Origin of the sequence: Nocardioides sp. 1609 (assembly GCF_004522105.1) — a bacterium.
Classification (GTDB): Bacteria; Actinomycetota; Actinomycetes; order Propionibacteriales; family Nocardioidaceae; genus Nocardioides.
In genome coordinates this window covers 267598-284086 of record NZ_SPUJ01000005.1, presented here as the reverse complement: position 1 = coordinate 284086, position 16489 = coordinate 267598, and the positions used below count along the sequence as shown (strand labels likewise).

At 74.1% G+C, this 16489-nt stretch carries 18 protein-coding genes; 5 read left to right on the top strand and 13 right to left on the bottom strand.

Annotation, left to right across the window (positions count from 1 at the left end; translation table 11 throughout):
- Positions 1 to 12: 12 nt before the first annotated feature.
- The 4 genes from trmD to rpsP all read right to left on the bottom strand — a co-directional run bounded on the left by trmD (position 13) and on the right by rpsP (position 2674).
- The gene (trmD, locus tag E4623_RS15170; protein WP_134767386.1) at positions 13 to 1203 is read right to left on the bottom strand and encodes a tRNA (guanosine(37)-N1)-methyltransferase TrmD; all 1191 of its coding nucleotides are present in this window, start codon (positions 1201 to 1203) and stop codon (positions 13 to 15) included.
- A 13-nt stretch (positions 1204 to 1216) separates the two neighbouring features.
- Positions 1217 to 1756 carry a ribosome maturation factor RimM gene (gene rimM / locus E4623_RS15165; protein WP_134767385.1) on the bottom strand — a complete coding sequence of 180 codons (540 nt, stop codon included), beginning with the start codon at positions 1754 to 1756 and terminating at the stop codon, positions 1217 to 1219.
- Positions 1757 to 1871: 115 nt separating this feature from the next.
- Entirely contained in the window at positions 1872 to 2114 is a 243-nt protein-coding gene (locus E4623_RS15160; RefSeq protein ID WP_134767384.1) for an RNA-binding protein, read from the bottom strand.
- Entirely contained in the window at positions 2114 to 2674 is a 561-nt protein-coding gene (rpsP, locus tag E4623_RS15155; protein ID WP_134767383.1) for a 30S ribosomal protein S16, read from the bottom strand. The genes E4623_RS15160 and rpsP overlap by 1 nt, the downstream gene beginning before the upstream one ends.
- Positions 2675 to 2898: 224 nt before the next feature.
- Between rpsP and E4623_RS15150 the strand changes: the two genes are divergently transcribed.
- Positions 2899 to 3753 (top strand): VanW family protein, encoded by an 855-nt coding sequence (locus E4623_RS15150; RefSeq protein WP_134767382.1) that lies wholly within the window; start codon positions 2899 to 2901, stop codon positions 3751 to 3753.
- A gap of 18 nt (positions 3754 to 3771) precedes the next feature.
- The gene (locus tag E4623_RS15145) at positions 3772 to 4317 is read left to right on the top strand and encodes a hypothetical protein (protein WP_134767381.1); all 546 of its coding nucleotides are present in this window, start codon (positions 3772 to 3774) and stop codon (positions 4315 to 4317) included.
- A 143-nt stretch (positions 4318 to 4460) separates the two neighbouring features.
- Here the strand turns inward: E4623_RS15145 and E4623_RS15140 are convergent, their stop codons facing one another.
- Positions 4461 to 5321, bottom strand: coding sequence for a DMT family transporter (locus E4623_RS15140; RefSeq protein WP_134767380.1), 861 nt, complete (start codon positions 5319 to 5321; stop codon positions 4461 to 4463).
- Positions 5322 to 5398: 77 nt separating this feature from the next.
- Entirely contained in the window at positions 5399 to 6481 is a 1083-nt protein-coding gene (locus E4623_RS15135) for an amidohydrolase family protein (RefSeq protein WP_134767379.1), read from the bottom strand.
- 36 nt (positions 6482 to 6517) lie between these two features.
- Here E4623_RS15135 and E4623_RS15130 point away from each other — a divergent pair, with 36 nt between their 5' ends.
- Positions 6518 to 7189, top strand: coding sequence for a hypothetical protein (locus E4623_RS15130; RefSeq protein WP_134767378.1), 672 nt, complete (start codon positions 6518 to 6520; stop codon positions 7187 to 7189).
- 16 nt (positions 7190 to 7205) lie between these two features.
- Here the strand turns inward: E4623_RS15130 and E4623_RS15125 are convergent, their stop codons facing one another.
- Positions 7206 to 7574 carry an NYN domain-containing protein gene (locus E4623_RS15125; protein WP_134767377.1) on the bottom strand — a complete coding sequence of 123 codons (369 nt, stop codon included), beginning with the start codon at positions 7572 to 7574 and terminating at the stop codon, positions 7206 to 7208.
- A 137-nt stretch (positions 7575 to 7711) separates the two neighbouring features.
- Here E4623_RS15125 and E4623_RS15120 point away from each other — a divergent pair, with 137 nt between their 5' ends.
- Positions 7712 to 8515 carry a GH25 family lysozyme gene (locus tag E4623_RS15120; RefSeq protein ID WP_167736659.1) on the top strand — a complete coding sequence of 268 codons (804 nt, stop codon included), beginning with the start codon at positions 7712 to 7714 and terminating at the stop codon, positions 8513 to 8515.
- Positions 8516 to 8584: 69 nt separating this feature from the next.
- Here the strand turns inward: E4623_RS15120 and ffh are convergent, their stop codons facing one another.
- On the bottom strand, positions 8585 to 10150 hold the full coding sequence (ffh, locus tag E4623_RS15115; protein ID WP_134767375.1) for a signal recognition particle protein: 1566 nt from the start codon (positions 10148 to 10150) through the stop codon (positions 8585 to 8587).
- A gap of 79 nt (positions 10151 to 10229) precedes the next feature.
- On the opposite strand from ffh, the gene E4623_RS15110 reads away from it, so the two are divergent.
- Positions 10230 to 10538 (top strand): hypothetical protein, encoded by a 309-nt coding sequence (locus E4623_RS15110; protein ID WP_134767374.1) that lies wholly within the window; start codon positions 10230 to 10232, stop codon positions 10536 to 10538.
- Positions 10539 to 10628: 90 nt separating this feature from the next.
- Here E4623_RS15110 and E4623_RS15105 read toward each other — a convergent pair whose 3' ends face one another.
- From E4623_RS15105 to E4623_RS15085, 5 genes are all read right to left on the bottom strand, one after another.
- Positions 10629 to 11960 (bottom strand): hypothetical protein, encoded by a 1332-nt coding sequence (locus tag E4623_RS15105; RefSeq protein WP_134767373.1) that lies wholly within the window; start codon positions 11958 to 11960, stop codon positions 10629 to 10631.
- Positions 11961 to 12017: 57 nt separating this feature from the next.
- A complete protein-coding gene (locus E4623_RS15100; protein WP_134767372.1) occupies positions 12018 to 14231 on the bottom strand; it encodes a [protein-PII] uridylyltransferase in 2214 nt (737 codons plus the stop codon).
- Between the two features lie 41 nt (positions 14232 to 14272).
- A complete protein-coding gene (locus tag E4623_RS15095; protein WP_134767371.1) occupies positions 14273 to 14611 on the bottom strand; it encodes a P-II family nitrogen regulator in 339 nt (112 codons plus the stop codon).
- Positions 14612 to 14770: 159 nt separating this feature from the next.
- The gene (locus E4623_RS15090) at positions 14771 to 15109 is read right to left on the bottom strand and encodes a P-II family nitrogen regulator (protein WP_134767370.1); all 339 of its coding nucleotides are present in this window, start codon (positions 15107 to 15109) and stop codon (positions 14771 to 14773) included.
- Positions 15106 to 16428: an ammonium transporter gene (locus tag E4623_RS15085; protein ID WP_245155092.1), complete on the bottom strand. Its 1323-nt coding sequence runs from the start codon at positions 16426 to 16428 to the stop codon at positions 15106 to 15108. Before E4623_RS15085 ends, E4623_RS15090 begins: the two co-directional genes overlap by 4 nt.
- Between the last annotated feature and the right edge of the window lie 61 nt (positions 16429 to 16489).

Sequence of the window (16489 nt, the reverse complement as noted above, 5' to 3'; positions counted from 1 at the left end):
CGCAGGGCGGGGTTAATCCGCCCGCGGCCGCCGCTGCTTGGTCAGGACGACGGCCAGCGGCGGTGCTGCGATGTCGGGACGCAGCCGGAAGCCGGCCCTCCGGTACATCCGGATGTTGTCGGTGCTGTGCTGGCCGGTGAACAGCACGTACGACGTCGCCTCGACCGGGGCGACGTCCTGGATGTGCTCGAGCAGCACCCGGCCCAGGCCGCGGCCCTGGAGGTCGGGGGCGACCATGATCCGGCCGATGTCCCACGCCTGCCCGGCCGGCGTGCTCTCCAGCCGGCCGCGGACGGCGCCGACGAGGCGGCCGTCGACGCGCACGACGTACGTCGTCCACTCCGGCAGCCAGCGGCGGACGTCGTCGAGCGACTCCCCCAGGGCCGGGATGCCCTCGACGCTGCCGTTGGCGATCGCCTCCTGGAGCCAGCAGGCGCGCTGCAGCGTGAGCAGCTCCCCGGCGTCGGCGGGCACGGCGGGCACGACCTGCCACTCGTGCAGCGCCTGGCTCGCCGGCAGCAGGTCGGGCCGTCGCGCGGCGGTCCGGGCCAGCTGCTGCGCGTGCCGCCACGCCGCGATCCGGCCGTGGTCGCCCGAGCGCAGCACGTCGGGCACCTCGAGCCCCCGCCACGTGGCCGGCTTGGTGTAGACGGGGTACTCCAGCAGACCGTCCTCGTGGGACTCCTCGACCAGCGACGCGGCGTTGCCCATGAACCCGGGGAGCAGCCGGACGACGGCCTCGGTGACCGCCAGCGCGGCGACCTCGCCCCCGTTGAGCACGTAGTCGCCGAGGCTGACCTCGACGACCTCGACGACGTCGGGGCGGCCGGCGGCGTGGTCGAGCACCCGCTGGTCGATGCCCTCGTAGCGGCCGCAGGCGAGGACGAGGTGCTCGCGGGTGGCGAGCTCGCGGGCCAGGGCCTGCGTGAACGGGCGTCCGGACGGCGTCGGCACGACCAGCGTCGCGGCGCCCGACGAGGCCAGGACGGCGTCGAGGGCCTCCCCCCACGGCTCGGGCTTCAGCACCATGCCGGCGCCGCCGCCGTACGGGGTGTCGTCGACGGTGCGGTGCCGGTCGTGGGTCCAGTCGCGCAGGTCGTGCACGGCGATGCTCAGCAGGCCGGACTCGATCGCCCGGCCGGGCAGCGACAGCGACAGCGGGGCGAACCAGTCGGGGAAGATGGTGATGTAGTCGAGACGCACGGCTGCGTGCCCGTCAGTCCGGCAGCGGGGTGACGAGGCCGGGGCGGTCGGCGACGACGACCCGGCCGCCGGGGACGTCGACCTCGGGGACCAGCGCGGACACGAACGGCACCAGCGTCGGACGGCCGTCGACGGCGCGGACCGCGAGCAGGTCCTGGGCGCCGTGCACCAGACCGGTGACCTCGCCGATCAGGGTGCCGTCGACGTCGTGGACCGCGAGCCCGACCAGCTGGTGGTCGTAGTACTCGTCGGGGTCCTCGGGGGTCTCGGTGGCGTCGACCATCGCGTGCAGGACCACGCCGCGGGCGGTCTCGGCGGCGTTGCGGTCGGTGAGCTCCTCGAACGTCGCCAGCAGGGTCTGCTGGTGCCAGCGGCTGCGGACCACCGTGAGCGTGCGGTGGGCGAACGCCGAGCCGCGCGGAGCCTCGACCCGCAGCACCGCGCCGTCGGCGAAGCGCCGGTCGGGCTCGTCGCTGCGGACGTCGACGGTCACCTCGCCACGGATGCCGTGCGGCTTGCCGATCCGGCCGACGACGACCTCGATGCTCTCCACGGTGCTTCCTCCAGGTACTCGGACGCGGTGACCCGTCACCTATAGGCGACGGGTCACCGCGAAAACGACGCTGACCCGTCGCTGATCAGCGACGGGTCAGCGTGGACGGCAGTGCTCAGCGGCGGCGGTCGACGTCGACGAAGTCGATCTTCGCACCGTCGCGGCCGGCCAGGGCCGAGATCACGGTCCGGAACGCGGACGCGGTGCGCCCGCCCCGGCCGATGACCTTGCCGAGGTCGTCGGGGTGGACCCGGACCTCGAGGATCGACCCACGACGCAGCTGCTTGTCGCGCACGGTGACGTCGTCGGGATTGTCGACGACCCCCCGCACGAGGTGCTCCAGCGCGTCGGCGAGCATCAGCTGCTCGGCTCGGTGCTGGTCTCGGCGGCCTCGGTAGCCTCCGTGGCGGCCTCGGGCGACTCGCCGGCTGCGACCTCGGGGGCGGGCGCCTCGGCGGGCGTCTCGTCCTTGGTCTCGGCCGGGGCGTCGGCCTTGGCGTCGTCCTTGGCCTCGGTCTTCTTGTCGGCCTTCTTGGCCGCGGTCTTCTTGGTCACCGCGGCGCCACCGGACTCGCCGCCGACCTGCTTGAGGGCCTCGTTGAAGAGGTCCTGCTTGTTGGGCTTCGCGGGGGCGGACCGGAGGGTGCCCTCGGCGCCGGCGATGCCCTTGAAGGTCTGCCAGTCGCCGGTGATCCGGAGGATCTTCGCGACGGCCTCGGACGGCTGCGCGCCGACGCCGAGCCAGTACTGCGCCCGGTCGGAGACGACCGTGATGTAGCTCGGCTCCTCCTTCGGGTGGTACAGGCCGATCTCCTCGAGGACCTTGCCGTCGCGCTTCTTGCGCGAGTCGACGACGACGATGCGGTACTGCGGCACCCGGACCTTGCCCAGGCGCTTCAAACGGATCTTGACGGCCACGGTTGTGGTGTCTCCTCAGTGATGGTGTGCGGGGGTGGAGGGCGCCGGACACGGGTGGGGAACACCAGGTCGGGACCTCCGAGGGCCACGACGCGTCGGAGAGAGGGTCCGAGCGCGCGGGACTCAAAGGGGAAGTCTGCCAGACGGGCCGACCGCACCGAAAATCGCTGTCGAATCCTGCGTCCGGGTCACAACCGGACGCCCCCGGACGTCGTCCCACGAGCATGACCCTCCTCGTCGCCCCGCTCCGGCCGGCCCCCGCCCCGCGGGTGCGGCCCTCCCAGCGCCACCCGTGGCTGTTCCCGTGGGCGGTGCGCGCCCACCGGCTGCGTCGCCACGCCCGCTGGCTGCTCCCCGGGACGACGTGGGCGCGCGAACGGCGCGACGACGACCTCCCCGTGCGCGTCAAGCGGCACGGGTCGCTGCTGATGCGCGAGCTGTCGGAGGCCGAGATGGTCCTGCAGCGCAACAAGGTGGTGAACCTCCGCCTCGCCTCCGCGCGCACCGACGGGCTGCTGATCCGGCCCGGGGAGACGTTCTCGTTCAACAAGGTCGTCGGCAGCTGCACCCGCCGCCGCGGGTACGTCGAGGGCATGCGTCTCTCGAACGGCGACGCGGTCCCCGGTGTCGGCGGCGGGATCTGCCAGCTCGCGAACCTCGTCCACTGGATGGTGCTGCACTCCCCGATGACCGTGGTGGAGCGCAGCGAGCACTCCTTCGACCCGTTCCCCGACAAGGGCCGGGTGCTGCCGTGGGGCGTCGGCTGCTCGATCGTCTACAACTACGTCGACCTCGTCGTCCGCAACGACACGAGCACGACGTTCCAGCTGCGCACCTGGGTCGGCGAGCGGCACCTGCGCGGCGAGCTCCGCGCGGGCGAGGCGACCACGACGTCGTACCGCGTGGAGGCGCGCGAGGAGGAGTTCGTCGCTGTTGGCGACGACGTCCACCGCCGCAACGAGATCTGGCGCACCACGATCGACAAGCGCACCGGCGCCGTCGTCGCCGACGACCTGGTCAAGCGCAACTGCGCGCTGGTGAAGTACGTGCCGGACGCGGCGCTGGTCCGGCGGGCCTGAACCCACCAGACTCCGACCATGACGTACCAGCCCCTGGCGCCACCCACCGTGAGGTACCGCCCACGCAAGCGCTGGTTCGCCGTCGGGGCGCTGCTGCTGGTGCTGGCCGGCGTCGTGTTCGTCGGCGGCCTCTACGTCGTGCTGCACCCGCTCACCCAGGAGGACGCCGTCGTCGAGGTCGGTGCCGGCCCGGTCGAGGTCGACCTGCCGCCGGGCGAGGAGCGCGGGCTGTTCGTCCGCGACGGTGAGCCGGTCGAGTGCACGGCGGTCGACGCCGACGGGGCGCCGGTCGAGCTGCGCACCGTGTCCGGCACGTTCACCGTCGGCGACTGGACCGCCGACCACCGCTTCGACACCGGAGCCGGCGACGTCACGTTCGCCTGCACCTCGGTGGCGGCCGACGCCGAGGCCCGGATCGGCGCCCTGCCCTCGACCGGGTCGTTCGTCGGCGGCCTGCTCGTCACCGTGCTCGTCCCGCTGGCGCTCGGGCTCGGCGGGCTCGTGCTGCTCATCGTCGTCGGCATCCTGTACGCCGTGCGCCCGGCTCGGCCGACCTCCCGGTAGCCCCGCACCTTCCCGGGCCGCGTCGGGGGCGCTCCGCGGGGGTAGTCCCGGACGATCGGCCCCGGTCCTGCGACGAAAGTGGGGCCGATCGTCCGGGACTACCCCGGCCGGGCCACCCCGGCCGGGGCGTTCGCGACGGCGGATCAGCGCGCCGCGACCATCGCGACGATGGAGGCGGTCGCGAGGCCGGTCGAGAGCAGCCGTCGTCGGCTGACCCGCTCGCGGAGCACGACGGCGGCGGCGAGCGCCGTCCAGACGAGGCTGGAGCTGCGGACGGCGGCCACGAGCGAGACCGGGGCGTGCTGGGTCGCGTAGAGCCCGAGCACGTACGACGTCGGGATGAGCACCGCCAGGACCGCGACCGGTCTCGGGTGGCGGCGCACCTGGGCCAGCCCGCGGCCCACCCGGCCGCGCAGCAGCACGGTCACCAGGGCGAGCTGGAGGACCGCGCCGAGGGTGTAGTAGGTCAGCGGGTCGGCGTCGCGGGACACGATCACCCAGCCGTCGAAGGTCGTGTACGACGCCACGGCGACCCCGATGCCGAGCCCCCAGAGCGCCGGGCGCCAGGAGAGCCGGGTGTGCTCCGAGCTCTCCCCGACCAGGGCGGCGACGGCGAGGCACATGAGCAGCAGGCCGACCCACGCCGCCCAGGACAGCCGCTGGCCGAGCAGCGGCCAGGCGGCCAGGGCGACCAGCACCGGCGCCGCACCTCGCGACAGCGGGTAGACCACGCTGACGTCGTGGTCGCGGTAGGCGCGCTGCAGGGCGGCGGCGTACCCGGTGTGGAGCACCGTGCTGACGGCCGACCAGCCCACGAGCTCGGGCGTGACGTCGACCGGGACGGCGGCGGACCGGACGGCGAGCACCACGACCACGACGGCCAGCCCGGCGAGGCTGTAGGCCCAGAGGACCGCCAGACCATCGGCGGCGACCCGCTTGACGGAGGTGTTCCAGGCGGCGTGCGCGACGGCCGACCCGAGGGCCAGCACGACACCCAGCAGCATGGCGGCTCCTCCCCCGTCGCGGCTCCCCGCCGCAGGGCAGGTCTACCGGGACCCGGCGGCCGTGCCGGTGCCGGGGGTCAGACCCGGGTCGCCACCACGGCGCCGCGGAGCACGACGCAGGCCGGCCGGGCCAGGGTCGAGAGGTCCTGGCGCGGGTCGGCGTCGAGGACGACGAAGTCGGCGGGGTCGCCCTCGCCGAGCTCGCCGTTCCAGCCGAGCCACTCCCGGCCGCGCCAGGAGGCCGCGGCGACGACGTGCTCCGCGGGCAGGCCGAGGCCGACCATCGCCGCGATCTCCTCGGCGAGGTAGCCGTGCCGGCCGGTGCCGCCACCGTCACTGCCGACGTACAGCTCGACGCCGGCCTCGTGGGCGGCCATCAACGTGTCGCGACGACGCCGGTGCAGGTCGTCCATCGTGGCGGCGTACGCCGGGAACCTGTCGCGCCCGGCATCGGCGAACTCGGGGAACTTGTCGGTCTGCTGCACCGTCGGCACCAGCGCGACGCCGTTCGCGACCATCCGCTCGAGGTGGTGCTCACGCAGGCCGGTGCCGTGCTCGATGCAGTCGATGCCGGCGTCCAGCAGGCCGTCGAGCACGTCGCTGCCGAAGCAGTGGGCGGTGACCTTGGCCCCGTGCTCGTGGGCGGCGGCGATGGCCGCGGCGAACGCCTCGGCCGGGAAGGACGGCGTCAGGTCGCCCGCGTCGCGCGAGATCCAGTCGCCGACGAGCTTGACCCACCCGTCGCCGGCGCGGGCCTGCTCGGCCACGGTCGCGGCGAGGTCGTCGGGCTCGACCTCGTGGGCGTAGTCGCGGATGTAGCGGCGGGTGCGGGCCACGTGCCGCCCGGCGCGGATCAGCCGCGGCAGGTCCTCGCGCTCCTGGACCCAGCGGGTGTCGACCGGCGACCCGCAGTCGCGCAGCAGCAGGGCGCCGCTGTCGCGGTCGGCCAGCGCCTGGCGCTCCACCTCGTCGTCGTCGACGCCCCCGCCGTCCTCGAGGCCGAGGTGGTTGTGGGCATCGACCAGTCCCGGCACGATCCAGCCCTCGGCCGCGGTCTCGGCGCCGGCCCGCGGCTCGTAGGTGACCCGGCCGTCGACGACGTACAGGTCACGGGGCTCGCCGTCGGGCAGGACCGGTCCTCGGAAGCGTTGCGCCGTCATGGTTGTCGACGCTAGCCCAGGGGTAGGGCGGGAGCCATGAGCGACGACCCCTGGTTCCTGGCCACCGAGTCGACCCACGAGCGGGTGGACGACTACTGGAGCACCCAGGGCCGCACGACCACGACCGGCTTCATCGGCCGGGGCCCCGGACTGGCGTGCGACGCGTGGGCGCTGTTGCCGGTCTGGACCCGCACCACCGGCGTGCTGCGCACCTCCGGGCTGTCCGGGCCGCTCGAGGTCGGCGCCGACGGCACCCCGTCGGGCGGCGAGGGCTTCGAGCTGTACGTCGAGTCGCCCGCCTGGGTCGACCGGGAGACGGCCGACTTCATGCAGGAGTGGTGGCCGACCGCGCTGCTCCGCACGATGACGCAGTACGTCGGCACCGCGATGCGGCCGACGATCGAGGAGCACGGCCTGCTCACCATGGCGGTGACCGGCTTCCCGGACCGGGCGGCGGCGAGCCTCGAGGGCTGGCTGGACGACGACGGCCGGGCGACGGTGGGCATCGGCCGCCTCGACACCGCACGGGAGGGGCTCGCGATCGACGTCGGCTGGGCGAGCGAGACGGCCTACCCGGTCACGCCGCTGCTGCCGGTGGAGGCGGCGTACCTGCGCGAGACCGGCGACCGGTCCGGCCTGCTGGCGGCGCTGCGCCGCGGCCCGACCCGCCACTGGGCCGTCGCCGGGCGCGACCCCGTCGTCCGCTGAGCGCCCGGGGACGCCGCTAGAGCTCGCCGAGCAGCCAGGTCGGGCTCAGCACCATCGCGCCGTACCGCTCGACCCGGCCCATCAGGATCCGGTCGGCGGTGACGACCGAGACCCGGTCGCCGCGCTCGGAGGCGCGCTTGGCCTCGGCGACGACGGTGTCGTCGCCGCTGGCCTTCGCGTGCACGGTGCGGACGTGGGCGTCCCGCCCGGCCCGGACCCCGCCCTTGGCCGCACCCTCGAGCACCAGGACGACGACGTCCTGCGGGACGTCGGCGGTCATCAGCTGCTCGTGCAGGCGCAGCGCCGCACCGGCCCGGTCCCTCCACCACCCGTCGGGGCGGGCGCCGACGACGTTGGCGCCGTCGACGACGAGGACGGTGGGCATGGGACCAGCCTACGAGGCGGTCGCGGCTGCTCGCCCCGGGTCGACGCGGTGCCTGTCGGTCGGGGCGACGGGCGCGACCCGCTCGGGTGCGCCCCCGTCCCGCGCACCTCGTCCGTCTCGGCTGTCATCCTGGGGCGGTGGGAGACCGGGGACGGCGGGCTGGACCCGCGCTGACCGTGCCGGCCGCGCTCGCGGTGCTGGTCCTCGCGGGATGCGGGTCCGCCGGCGACGCCGACCCGCCCGGCCCGGGCACACCCGGCAGCCCGGACGCCGCGACGTCGTCCCCGACGCCGACCACCGCTCGCGCCACGCCGACCCCCGTGCCGGCCCCCGCGCCGGACCCGCCCGCCCCGGCCGCCCCGGCCCGCGAGCGGTGGGTCCGCGGCATCGACGCGTCGCACCACCAGGGCGACATCGACTGGGTCCGGGTCGCCGGCGACCGCGTCGGGTTCGCCTACCTCAAGGCCAGCGAGGGCAGCACCTTCACCGACCCGCGGTTCGTCGAGAACGTCGCCGGCGCGCGGCGGGCCGGGCTGCGGGTCGGCGGCTACCACTACTTCAGCCTCTGCTCCCCCGGTGCACCCCAGGGCGAGCACTTCGCCGAGACCCTCGAGGCGGCCGGGCGCTCCACGCTCCCACCGGCGGTCGACCTCGAGCTGCAGGGCCAGTGCGCGACGCCGCCGGCGCGCCCCGACCTGCTGGCCGAGGTCCGCGCGTTCCTCGAGGTCGTCGAGGAGGCCACCGGCCGCCGGGTGGTGGTCTACGAGTTCCCCGACCTCGAGGAGGAGTACCGCCTCGCCGACGAGCTCGGCCGCCGCCAGTGGGTGCGCCGGCTCGGCGACGTCCCGCCCGCGCGCGACTGGTGGATCTGGCAGCGCGCCGACGACGCCACGGTCGCCGGCGTCGACGGACCCGTCGACCTCAACCTGGCGCGGTCGTGACGCGTCCGCAGGGCGCTGGGCCCACCCGCGCGGCCAGGTGGCCCCGGACGACCGGGCTCGGGCCGGTCGTCACTTGAGGAACTTGGAGAAGTCCTTCGGCAGGTCGAGGTTGGCGGCAGCGGACTCGTAGTCGATGGCCTCGCCCGGCGTGCCGAACGGGTTCGCGGCGGCGCGCTCCTTCGCCGCGGCGGCCTCCTGGGCCGCCTTGGCGGGGTTGCCGGACTTCTTGGCGCCCTTGCCCTTCCGCACCTGCTGCTTGGCCTTGCCGCGCTTGCCCCCACCGGCAGCGCCGGGCATCCCCGGCATCCCCGGCATGCCCGGCATGCCGCCGCCGCGCGCCATCTGCATCATCATCTTGCGGGCCTCGAAGAACCGGTCGACGAGCTGGTTGACGTCGGAGACCTGACGGCCCGAGCCCTTCGCGATCCGGGCGCGACGCGAGCCGTCGATCATCTTGGGGTTGCCGCGCTCGGCCGGCGTCATCGACTGGATGACCGCCTGGATGCGGTCGATCTCGCGCTCGTCGAAGTTCTCCAGCTGCTCGCGCATCTGGCCCATGCCGGGGAGCATGCCGAGGATCTTCGACATCGAGCCGAGCTTGCGGACCTGCTGCATCTGCTCGAGGAAGTCGTCGAGGGTGAACTCGCCGCCCTGGCCGGCGAGCTTCGCCGCGGCCTTCATCGAGGACTCCTGGTCGAAGGTCTTCTCGGCCTGCTCGATCAGGGTGAGCATGTCGCCCATGTCCAGGATGCGCGAGGCCATCCGGTCCGGGTAGAAGACGTCGAAGTCGGTCATCTTCTCGCCCGACGAGGCGAACATGACCGGGCGACCGGTGACCTGGCGGATGGAGAGCGCCGCACCGCCGCGGGCGTCACCGTCGAGCTTGGTGAGCACGACGCCGTCGTACCCGACCCCGTCGAGGAAGGCCTGCGCCGTGACGACGGCGTCCTGGCCGATCATCGCGTCGACGACGAAGAGGACCTCGTCGGGCTGGACGGCGTCGCGGATGTCGGAGGCCTGCTGCATCAGCTCGGCGTCGACGCCGAGCCGGCCCGCGGTGTCGACGATGACGACGTCGTGGAGCTTGCGCCTGGCCTCCTCGACGGAGGCGCGGGCGACCGCGACCGGGTCGCCGGTGCCGTTGCCCGGCTCCGGCGCGTAGACCGGGACGCCGACGCGGCCGCCGTTGACCTGGAGCTGGTTGACGGCGTTGGGGCGCTGCAGGTCGCAGGCGACCAGGAGCGGCGCCTTGCCCTGGTCCTTCAGCCACAGCGCCAGCTTGGCCGCGAGCGTGGTCTTGCCGGCGCCCTGGAGGCCGGCGAGCATGATGACGGTCGGACCCGACTTGGCGTAGCGCAGCCGCCGCTCCTCGCCACCGAGGATCGTGACGAGCTCGTCGTGGACGATCTTGATGACCTGCTGGGCCGGGTTCAGCGCACCGCTGACCTCCTCGGCCCGCGCCCGCTCCTTGACCGCGGCGACGAACTCCTTGACCACGGGCAGGGCGACGTCGGCCTCGAGCAGCGCGATCCGGATCTCGCGCGCGGTGGCGTCGATGTCGGCCTCGGAGAGGCGCCCCTTGCCCCGCAGGTTCTTGAAGGTGTCGGCGAGACGGTCGGAGAGAGTGGCGAACACAGGAGTCCTCAGCAGTGGCTCTGGAGATGGCGCGGTCGTGAAAGCACCAGACTAACGGCGGGTCACCTACGGTGAGGACGTGGACGTCGTGATCGGGGTGGTCGGGGGGCTGGTCCTGCTGTTCCTCGCGCTGTGGGTCGGGCACCGCTCGCTCGGGGCCGGCGGTCCCAGCAGTGCCGGCGGCAACGCCCTGGCCGGCGGGTTCGAGGTCTTCGACCCCGCCCGTGCCCGGGCCCGTGAGGACCTCGACTCCAAGGAGACCGAGGGCGAGGCGCTGCCCGCCCCGAACGACGAGGACGTCCCCGTCCGCGTCGACCTCAAGTCCGGCAAGGTCCACGTCCGCAGGCAGCCGCCGGCGCCCCCGGGCAGCTCCGACGACGCACCCTGACCTGCGCCACCACGCTGGTCGGGCGGACCCGGGACCTTCCCACCGGGACCACCTGACGTCCTCGGGCGCACGTCGTCGCCCCGCGCCGCGCTAGCGGCCCGGAGGCGGTGGCGGCGGGGCGCCCGGTCCCGGCGGCCCCGGCGTGGGCGGCCCGGGAGGCTGCGGCGGGTACGGGTACGCCGCCGGGGACGCCGTGACCACGGCCGTCGTGCGCAGCGGCAGCAGCACACCGAGCAGTGAGACGGCCAGGCCGGCGCTGGTGGCGAGCAGGCCGACGTCGACGGTGTCGATGTCGATGACCGCGACGACGTGGACGGCCAGGCCGGCGGCCGTGGCGGCCACCAGGATCGGGCGCGCCGCCCGCGGGTTGACCGCTCGTCCACGACGGCCCAGGGCGACCACGACCGCCACGCCGACGGAGAACAGCAGCAGCGCCCAGCCGACCCACCCGAAGTAGGCCTCGACGACCGCGCTGTCGCCGCCGTACTCACGCGCGGCGTCGCTGATGTCGCTGAAGGTGACGTCGGTGGCCCAGGGCAGCACCCCGTAGCCGGCCAGGCACAGCACGGCGGCGAGCGCGGTGAGCACGACCGCGACCGGTTGCGTGGTGGAGCGCACGAGCGGACCGCGACCGAACGGCGCGCCGGGGTGGGCGGGGAGCCCGGGGTGGGCCGGGTACCCCGGTGGACCGAGCGGTCCGACCTGCGCCCCGGGCGGCAACCGGTAGGCGACACGGGGCCCGAGCGCACCGGCGACCCACAGCAGCAGCGCACCTCCGAGCCAGAGGTAGGCGCCCAGGGCCGGCTGGACCTCGGCGGTCAGGAGCTCCGGCTCCGCCTCCCCGCCCGGGGCGGGCGCGCCGCCGGCCCCGGCCGTGCTGGGCGACGAGCCGCCGGACCCGCCCGTGGTGTCCAGCACCCAGCCGAGGTCCAGCAGACCGATCGTCCCAAGGGCGAGGGTCGCGGTGACCGCGACGACCGCGACCGTGCGCGCCACCGCCGTCCGGGTCCGGCGGCGCAGGCCCACCGCTGCCAGGGCGGTGAGCGCGCAGGCGGCGGCGGTGGCGACCAGCGCCCCCCAGGGGAAGAACGCCCCGGCGAACGCCCCGGCGTCGTGGAACCGCGGGACGACGCCGACCACGTCCGCGACGACGTTACGGGCGTCGAAGAGACCGGCGTACTCGCTCCTGTCGCCGATGGGGCCGTCCTGGCCGGAGCCGTAGACCACGAACCGGTTGGTCTCGACCCAGTCCAGGGCCAGGCTGACGACCATCATCAGCGCGCCGAGCACCGCCACGGGGAGTGCGAACCCGATCGCCTCGTGCCGGACCAGCCCGGCGGACTCGGGGTCCGCGTCGACCCAGTACGGCGGTGGCTCGCCCGCGTGGCCGAATCGGGGCTGTCCACCGTCAGAGCTGCTCATGGCGGTGAGCATGCCCCAGCGGCGCCGCGCTACTCGGCACCTGGTCCGCTCGCGGGATCAGCTCAACGCGGCCCGGACGGCGTGCGCGGTCTCGGCGGCGCGGATCTCCGACAGCGCGCCGGCCGAGGGCTCCTGCAGGTAGAAGACGTCGACGGCCTGGGGGCCGAGGGTGTCGACGTGGGCGGAGCGCACGGCGACGTCGAGGCGGGCCAGCTCGGCGCAGACGAGGTGGACGACGCCGGGCCGGTCGGCCGCGCGCACCTCCAGCACCGTGGCGTGCTCGCTCGCCTCGGGACGGACGACGACCGTCGGCGCCAGCTCGCCCTCGGGCAGGGCGCGGGCGAACCTGGCGGTCGGGTCGACCCGGCCGTCGACGACGGCCTCGTAGCGGGTGCGGAGGACGGCGGGGTCGACGGTGTCGGAACCGACCTCCCACACCGAGACGCTGTGGTCGTCCTGGGCCCACAGGCGGGCCGCGCGGATCGGCAGCCGCAGCAGCGCGAACGTCGCGGCGAGGTCGGCCAGGAGCCCGACCCGGTCGAGGGCGATCGCGGTGACCCGGCTGCCGTCGGCGACCGGCTCGACCGAGATCGCGACCGACGCGGCCGTCAGTCCCGCGGGCACGGCGACCTCGCCGACGGGGAACGCCGGCAGCGTGGCGCCGCTGTCGAGCGCGGCGTGGGCACGGCGGGCCAGGTCGGCGACCAGGCCGGCCCGCCACGAGGTCCACGCCTTCGGCGCGGTCGCCTTCGCGTCGGCCTCGGTCAGGGCCCGGAGGAGCGCGAGCGCCTCGGGCGTGCGGAGCCGCGAGGTGAGGATCTCGACGGTGGCGGGGTCGTCGGGGTCGCGGGTGGTCGCGGTCTCGGCGAGCAGCAGGTGCCAGCGCACGAGCAGCGCGATCAGCTCGACGCACTCGTCGTCGAAGCCCATCCGGGTGGCCACCGCACGGGCGATCGGCTCCCCGGCGACGCTGTGCTCGGTGAGCCCGCCCTTGCCGATGTCGTGCAGCAGGGCCGCGACCATCAAGACGTCGGGGCGGCGCACCGAACGGATCAGCGCCGAGGCCTCGATGCAGGTCTCGACGACGTGCCGGTCGACGGTGAAGCGGTGGATCACCGAGGCGTGCGGCAGCATCCGGACCCGCTCCCACTCGGGCAGGAAGCCCGCCAGGGCGCCGGTCTCCTCGAGCGTCTCCCACACCTCGAGCAGGCCGCGGCCGGAGGCGAGCAGCCGCACCAGCAGCTGCCGGGCCTCCTCGGGCCACGGGTCGGGCAGCGGCGCACCCTCGCGCACCAGCCGCGCGGCGGTCGGCGGGGCGAGGACGACGCCGCGCTCGGCCGCGATGGTCGCGGCCCGCAGCAGCAGCATCGGGTCGGCGGCGGGGTCGGCGCGGCCGTCGAGGACGACCTCGCCGGCCGACAGCGCGACGCCCGGCCCGAGCGGCTCGAGCACCGGTCGGCGCGCCGTGCGCGCCGACACCGGCCGCGCCAGGACGCCGTCGACCCGGCGCCACGCGAGGCGGGACAGGTGGGTGATCCGGCGTCCGGCCTCCCGCACGTGCACCTGGGCGGCCCGCTCCCCGGCCAGGCCGAGCACCTCGGCGAGGACCGGCCAGGTCTCGGGCGTGATCCGGTCGGTCGCCCGCCCGGTGGCCTCGTGGACGACGTCGCGGACGTCGAGCAGGGTCTGCCGGCTGCGCTCGAGCTCGGTGTGCGGGACGTCGACCAGCCAGGTCGCGACCAGGCCGCGCAGGGTGGTGGCGTCGCGCAGGCCGCCCTCGGCCTCCTTGACGTCGGGCACCGACAGGTGGGCCAGCTCACCCATCAGCCGGTGCCGTGCGTCGGACGCCCTACGGATCTCGGGCAGCCGCTCGCGCGCGCCGCGGCGCCAGTTCGCGAGCATCGTGGTCCGCAGCCGCAACGTGAGGTGGGGGTCGCCGGCGACGTGCCGGACGTCGAGCAGCCCGGAGGCGACGCGGTGGTCGGCGTCCGCGGCCGCGACCATCTCGGGCAGGGACCGCACCGAGTGGTCCAGCCGGGCACCGGAGTCCCAGATCGGGTACCAGAGCTGCTCGGCGAGGGGGCCGAGATCGACGTCCTCGTCGTGCACCAGCACCACGTCGAGGTCGGAGTACGGCGCCAGCTCGGACCGGCCGTAGCCGCCGACCGCGACCAGCGCCACGCCGGTGTCGGGACCGCCGGCCTTCTCGTAGGCCGCGGAGCAGAGCTCGTCGGCGTCGGCCGTGCGCCCGGCGCGGGCGGCTGCGGTCATCCGAGGTGCACCTGAGGAGCCGGGCCAGGAGCCACGTGCGGTCAGAGCGCTTCGTTGTCGCGGTCCCCGGTGCGGACCCGGATGACGGTGTCGAGCGGGGAGACCCAGACCTTGCCGTCGCCGATGCGGCCGGTGCGGGCGCTGCGCTCGATGGCGTCGACGATGGTGGCGGCGTCCTCGTCGTCGACGGCGACCTCGAGCCGGATCTTCGGCACCAGGGCGATGTCGTACTCCGCCCCGCGGTAGACCTCGGTGTGGCCCTTCTGGCGGCCGTAGCCGCTGACCTCGCTGACGGTCATGCCCGTCACGCCCACGGCCTCCAGGGCCTGGCGTACGTCCTCCCACTTGTGCGGCTTGATGACGGCGGTGACGAGCTTCATGGCGGTCCTCCCGATGTGGTGTGCCCCGTGACGCGCTGAGCGTCCGGTGTGTCGATGGTGCGGCCGTGCCGCCGATCCTGCCAGCGGCCCGGGCCCTCGACGGGGCACCGGGCCGCTGGGTGGATCAGGTGGAGCGGGTCGAGCAGGCGGACGACGGGGTCAGAGCGCGGCCTCGTCCTTGTCGCCGGTGCGGACGCGGACGACGGTCTCGACCGGGCTGACCCAGACCTTGCCGTCGCCGATCCGTCCGGTCTGCGCGGTCTTGACCACGATGCCGACGATGTCGTCGGTGTCGCTGTCGTCGACGACGATCTCGATGCGGATCTTCGGGACCAGGGCGATGTCGTACTCCGCCCCGCGGTAGACCTCGGTGTGGCCCTTCTGGCGGCCGTAGCCGCTGACCTCGCTGACGGTCATGCCCGTCACGCCGAAGGTCTCGAGGGCCTCGCGGACGTCCTCCCACTTGTGCGGCTTGATGACCGCGGTCACGAGCTTCATGCCTGGGCCCCTTCCTCGGTCCGCACGGTCGACTTGGCCAGGACGCCGGTCGAGCCGCCCGAGCTGAAGCTGCCCGGGTGCAGGTCGTAGGCGCTCTCCCCGTGCTCGGCGAGGTCGATGCCGCCGACCTCGTCGTCCTCGTCGAGGCGCAGGCCGAGCGTGTACTTGATGGCCAGCGCGATGACGGCGGTGAGGATGCCGGAGTAGAGGACCGCGACGAGCACGCCGAGCGACTGGTCGCCCAGCGAGCCGAGGCCGCCGCCGTACAGGAGTCCGTCGATGCCGCCGGCGCCGTCGGCGGTGGAGAAGACGCCGATCAGGACGGTGCCGATGATGCCACCGACGAGGTGGACGCCGACGACGTCGAGCGAGTCGTCGTAGCCGAGCCTGAACTTGAGGCCGACGGCCCAGGCGCAGACCGCACCGGCGATGGCGCCGATCGCGACGGCACCCTCGATGTCGACCGCACCGGCGGCCGGCGTGATGGCGACGAGGCCCGCGACGATGCCGGACGCGGCGCCGAGCGAGGTGGCCTTGCCGTGCATCAGACGCTCGATGAGGAGCCACCCGAGGATGGCGGCCATCGTGGCGAGCGTGGTGTTGGCGAAGGTGCGCCCGGTCTCGGCGACGAAGCGCTCGAGCTCGAAGGCGCTCGGGTCGGTCGGGTCGTAGCCGATGACGATGGAGCCGACGTTGAAGCCGTACCAGCCGAACCACAGCATGCCCGCGCCGAGCATGGTCAGGGTCAGGTTGTGCGGTCGCATCTTGTCCTTGGGCCAGCCGATGCGCTTGCCGAGCAGGAGCACGAGGACCAGGGCCGCGACACCGGCGTTGATGTGCACCGCGGTGCCACCGGCGTAGTCCTGGGCACCGATCCTGGTGCAGATCAGGGCCGACTCCGAGCAGCTGAAGACCATGTGGGCCAGCGGGAAGTAGACGATGACGGCCCAGACCGGGATGAAGAGCACCCAGGCGGAGAACTTCATCCGGTCGGCCACCGCGCCGCTGATGAGGGCGCAGGTGATGATGGCGAAGGTCATCTGGAACATGACGCCGATGTAGAAGGTGGGCTCGACGTCCTTGAGCCACGCCATGGCGAAGGGATCCGCGAAGAACGTCCCGTCGCCGCTCCAGCCCATCGACCAGCCGATGGCGACGTACAGGATGCCGACGATGGCGGCGGCCACGTACGACATCATCATCATGTTGAGCACGGACTTCGACCGCGTCATGCCGCCGTAGAAGAGCGCCAGCGCGGGCACGGTCATCATCAGGACCAGTGCCGTCGCGATGAGCATGAAGGCGTAATAGCCGTCCACAGAACCTCCATGGAGAGTGGGTCAGGGGAGCGAGGGTTCGCGACGACGTTGTCGATGCCCG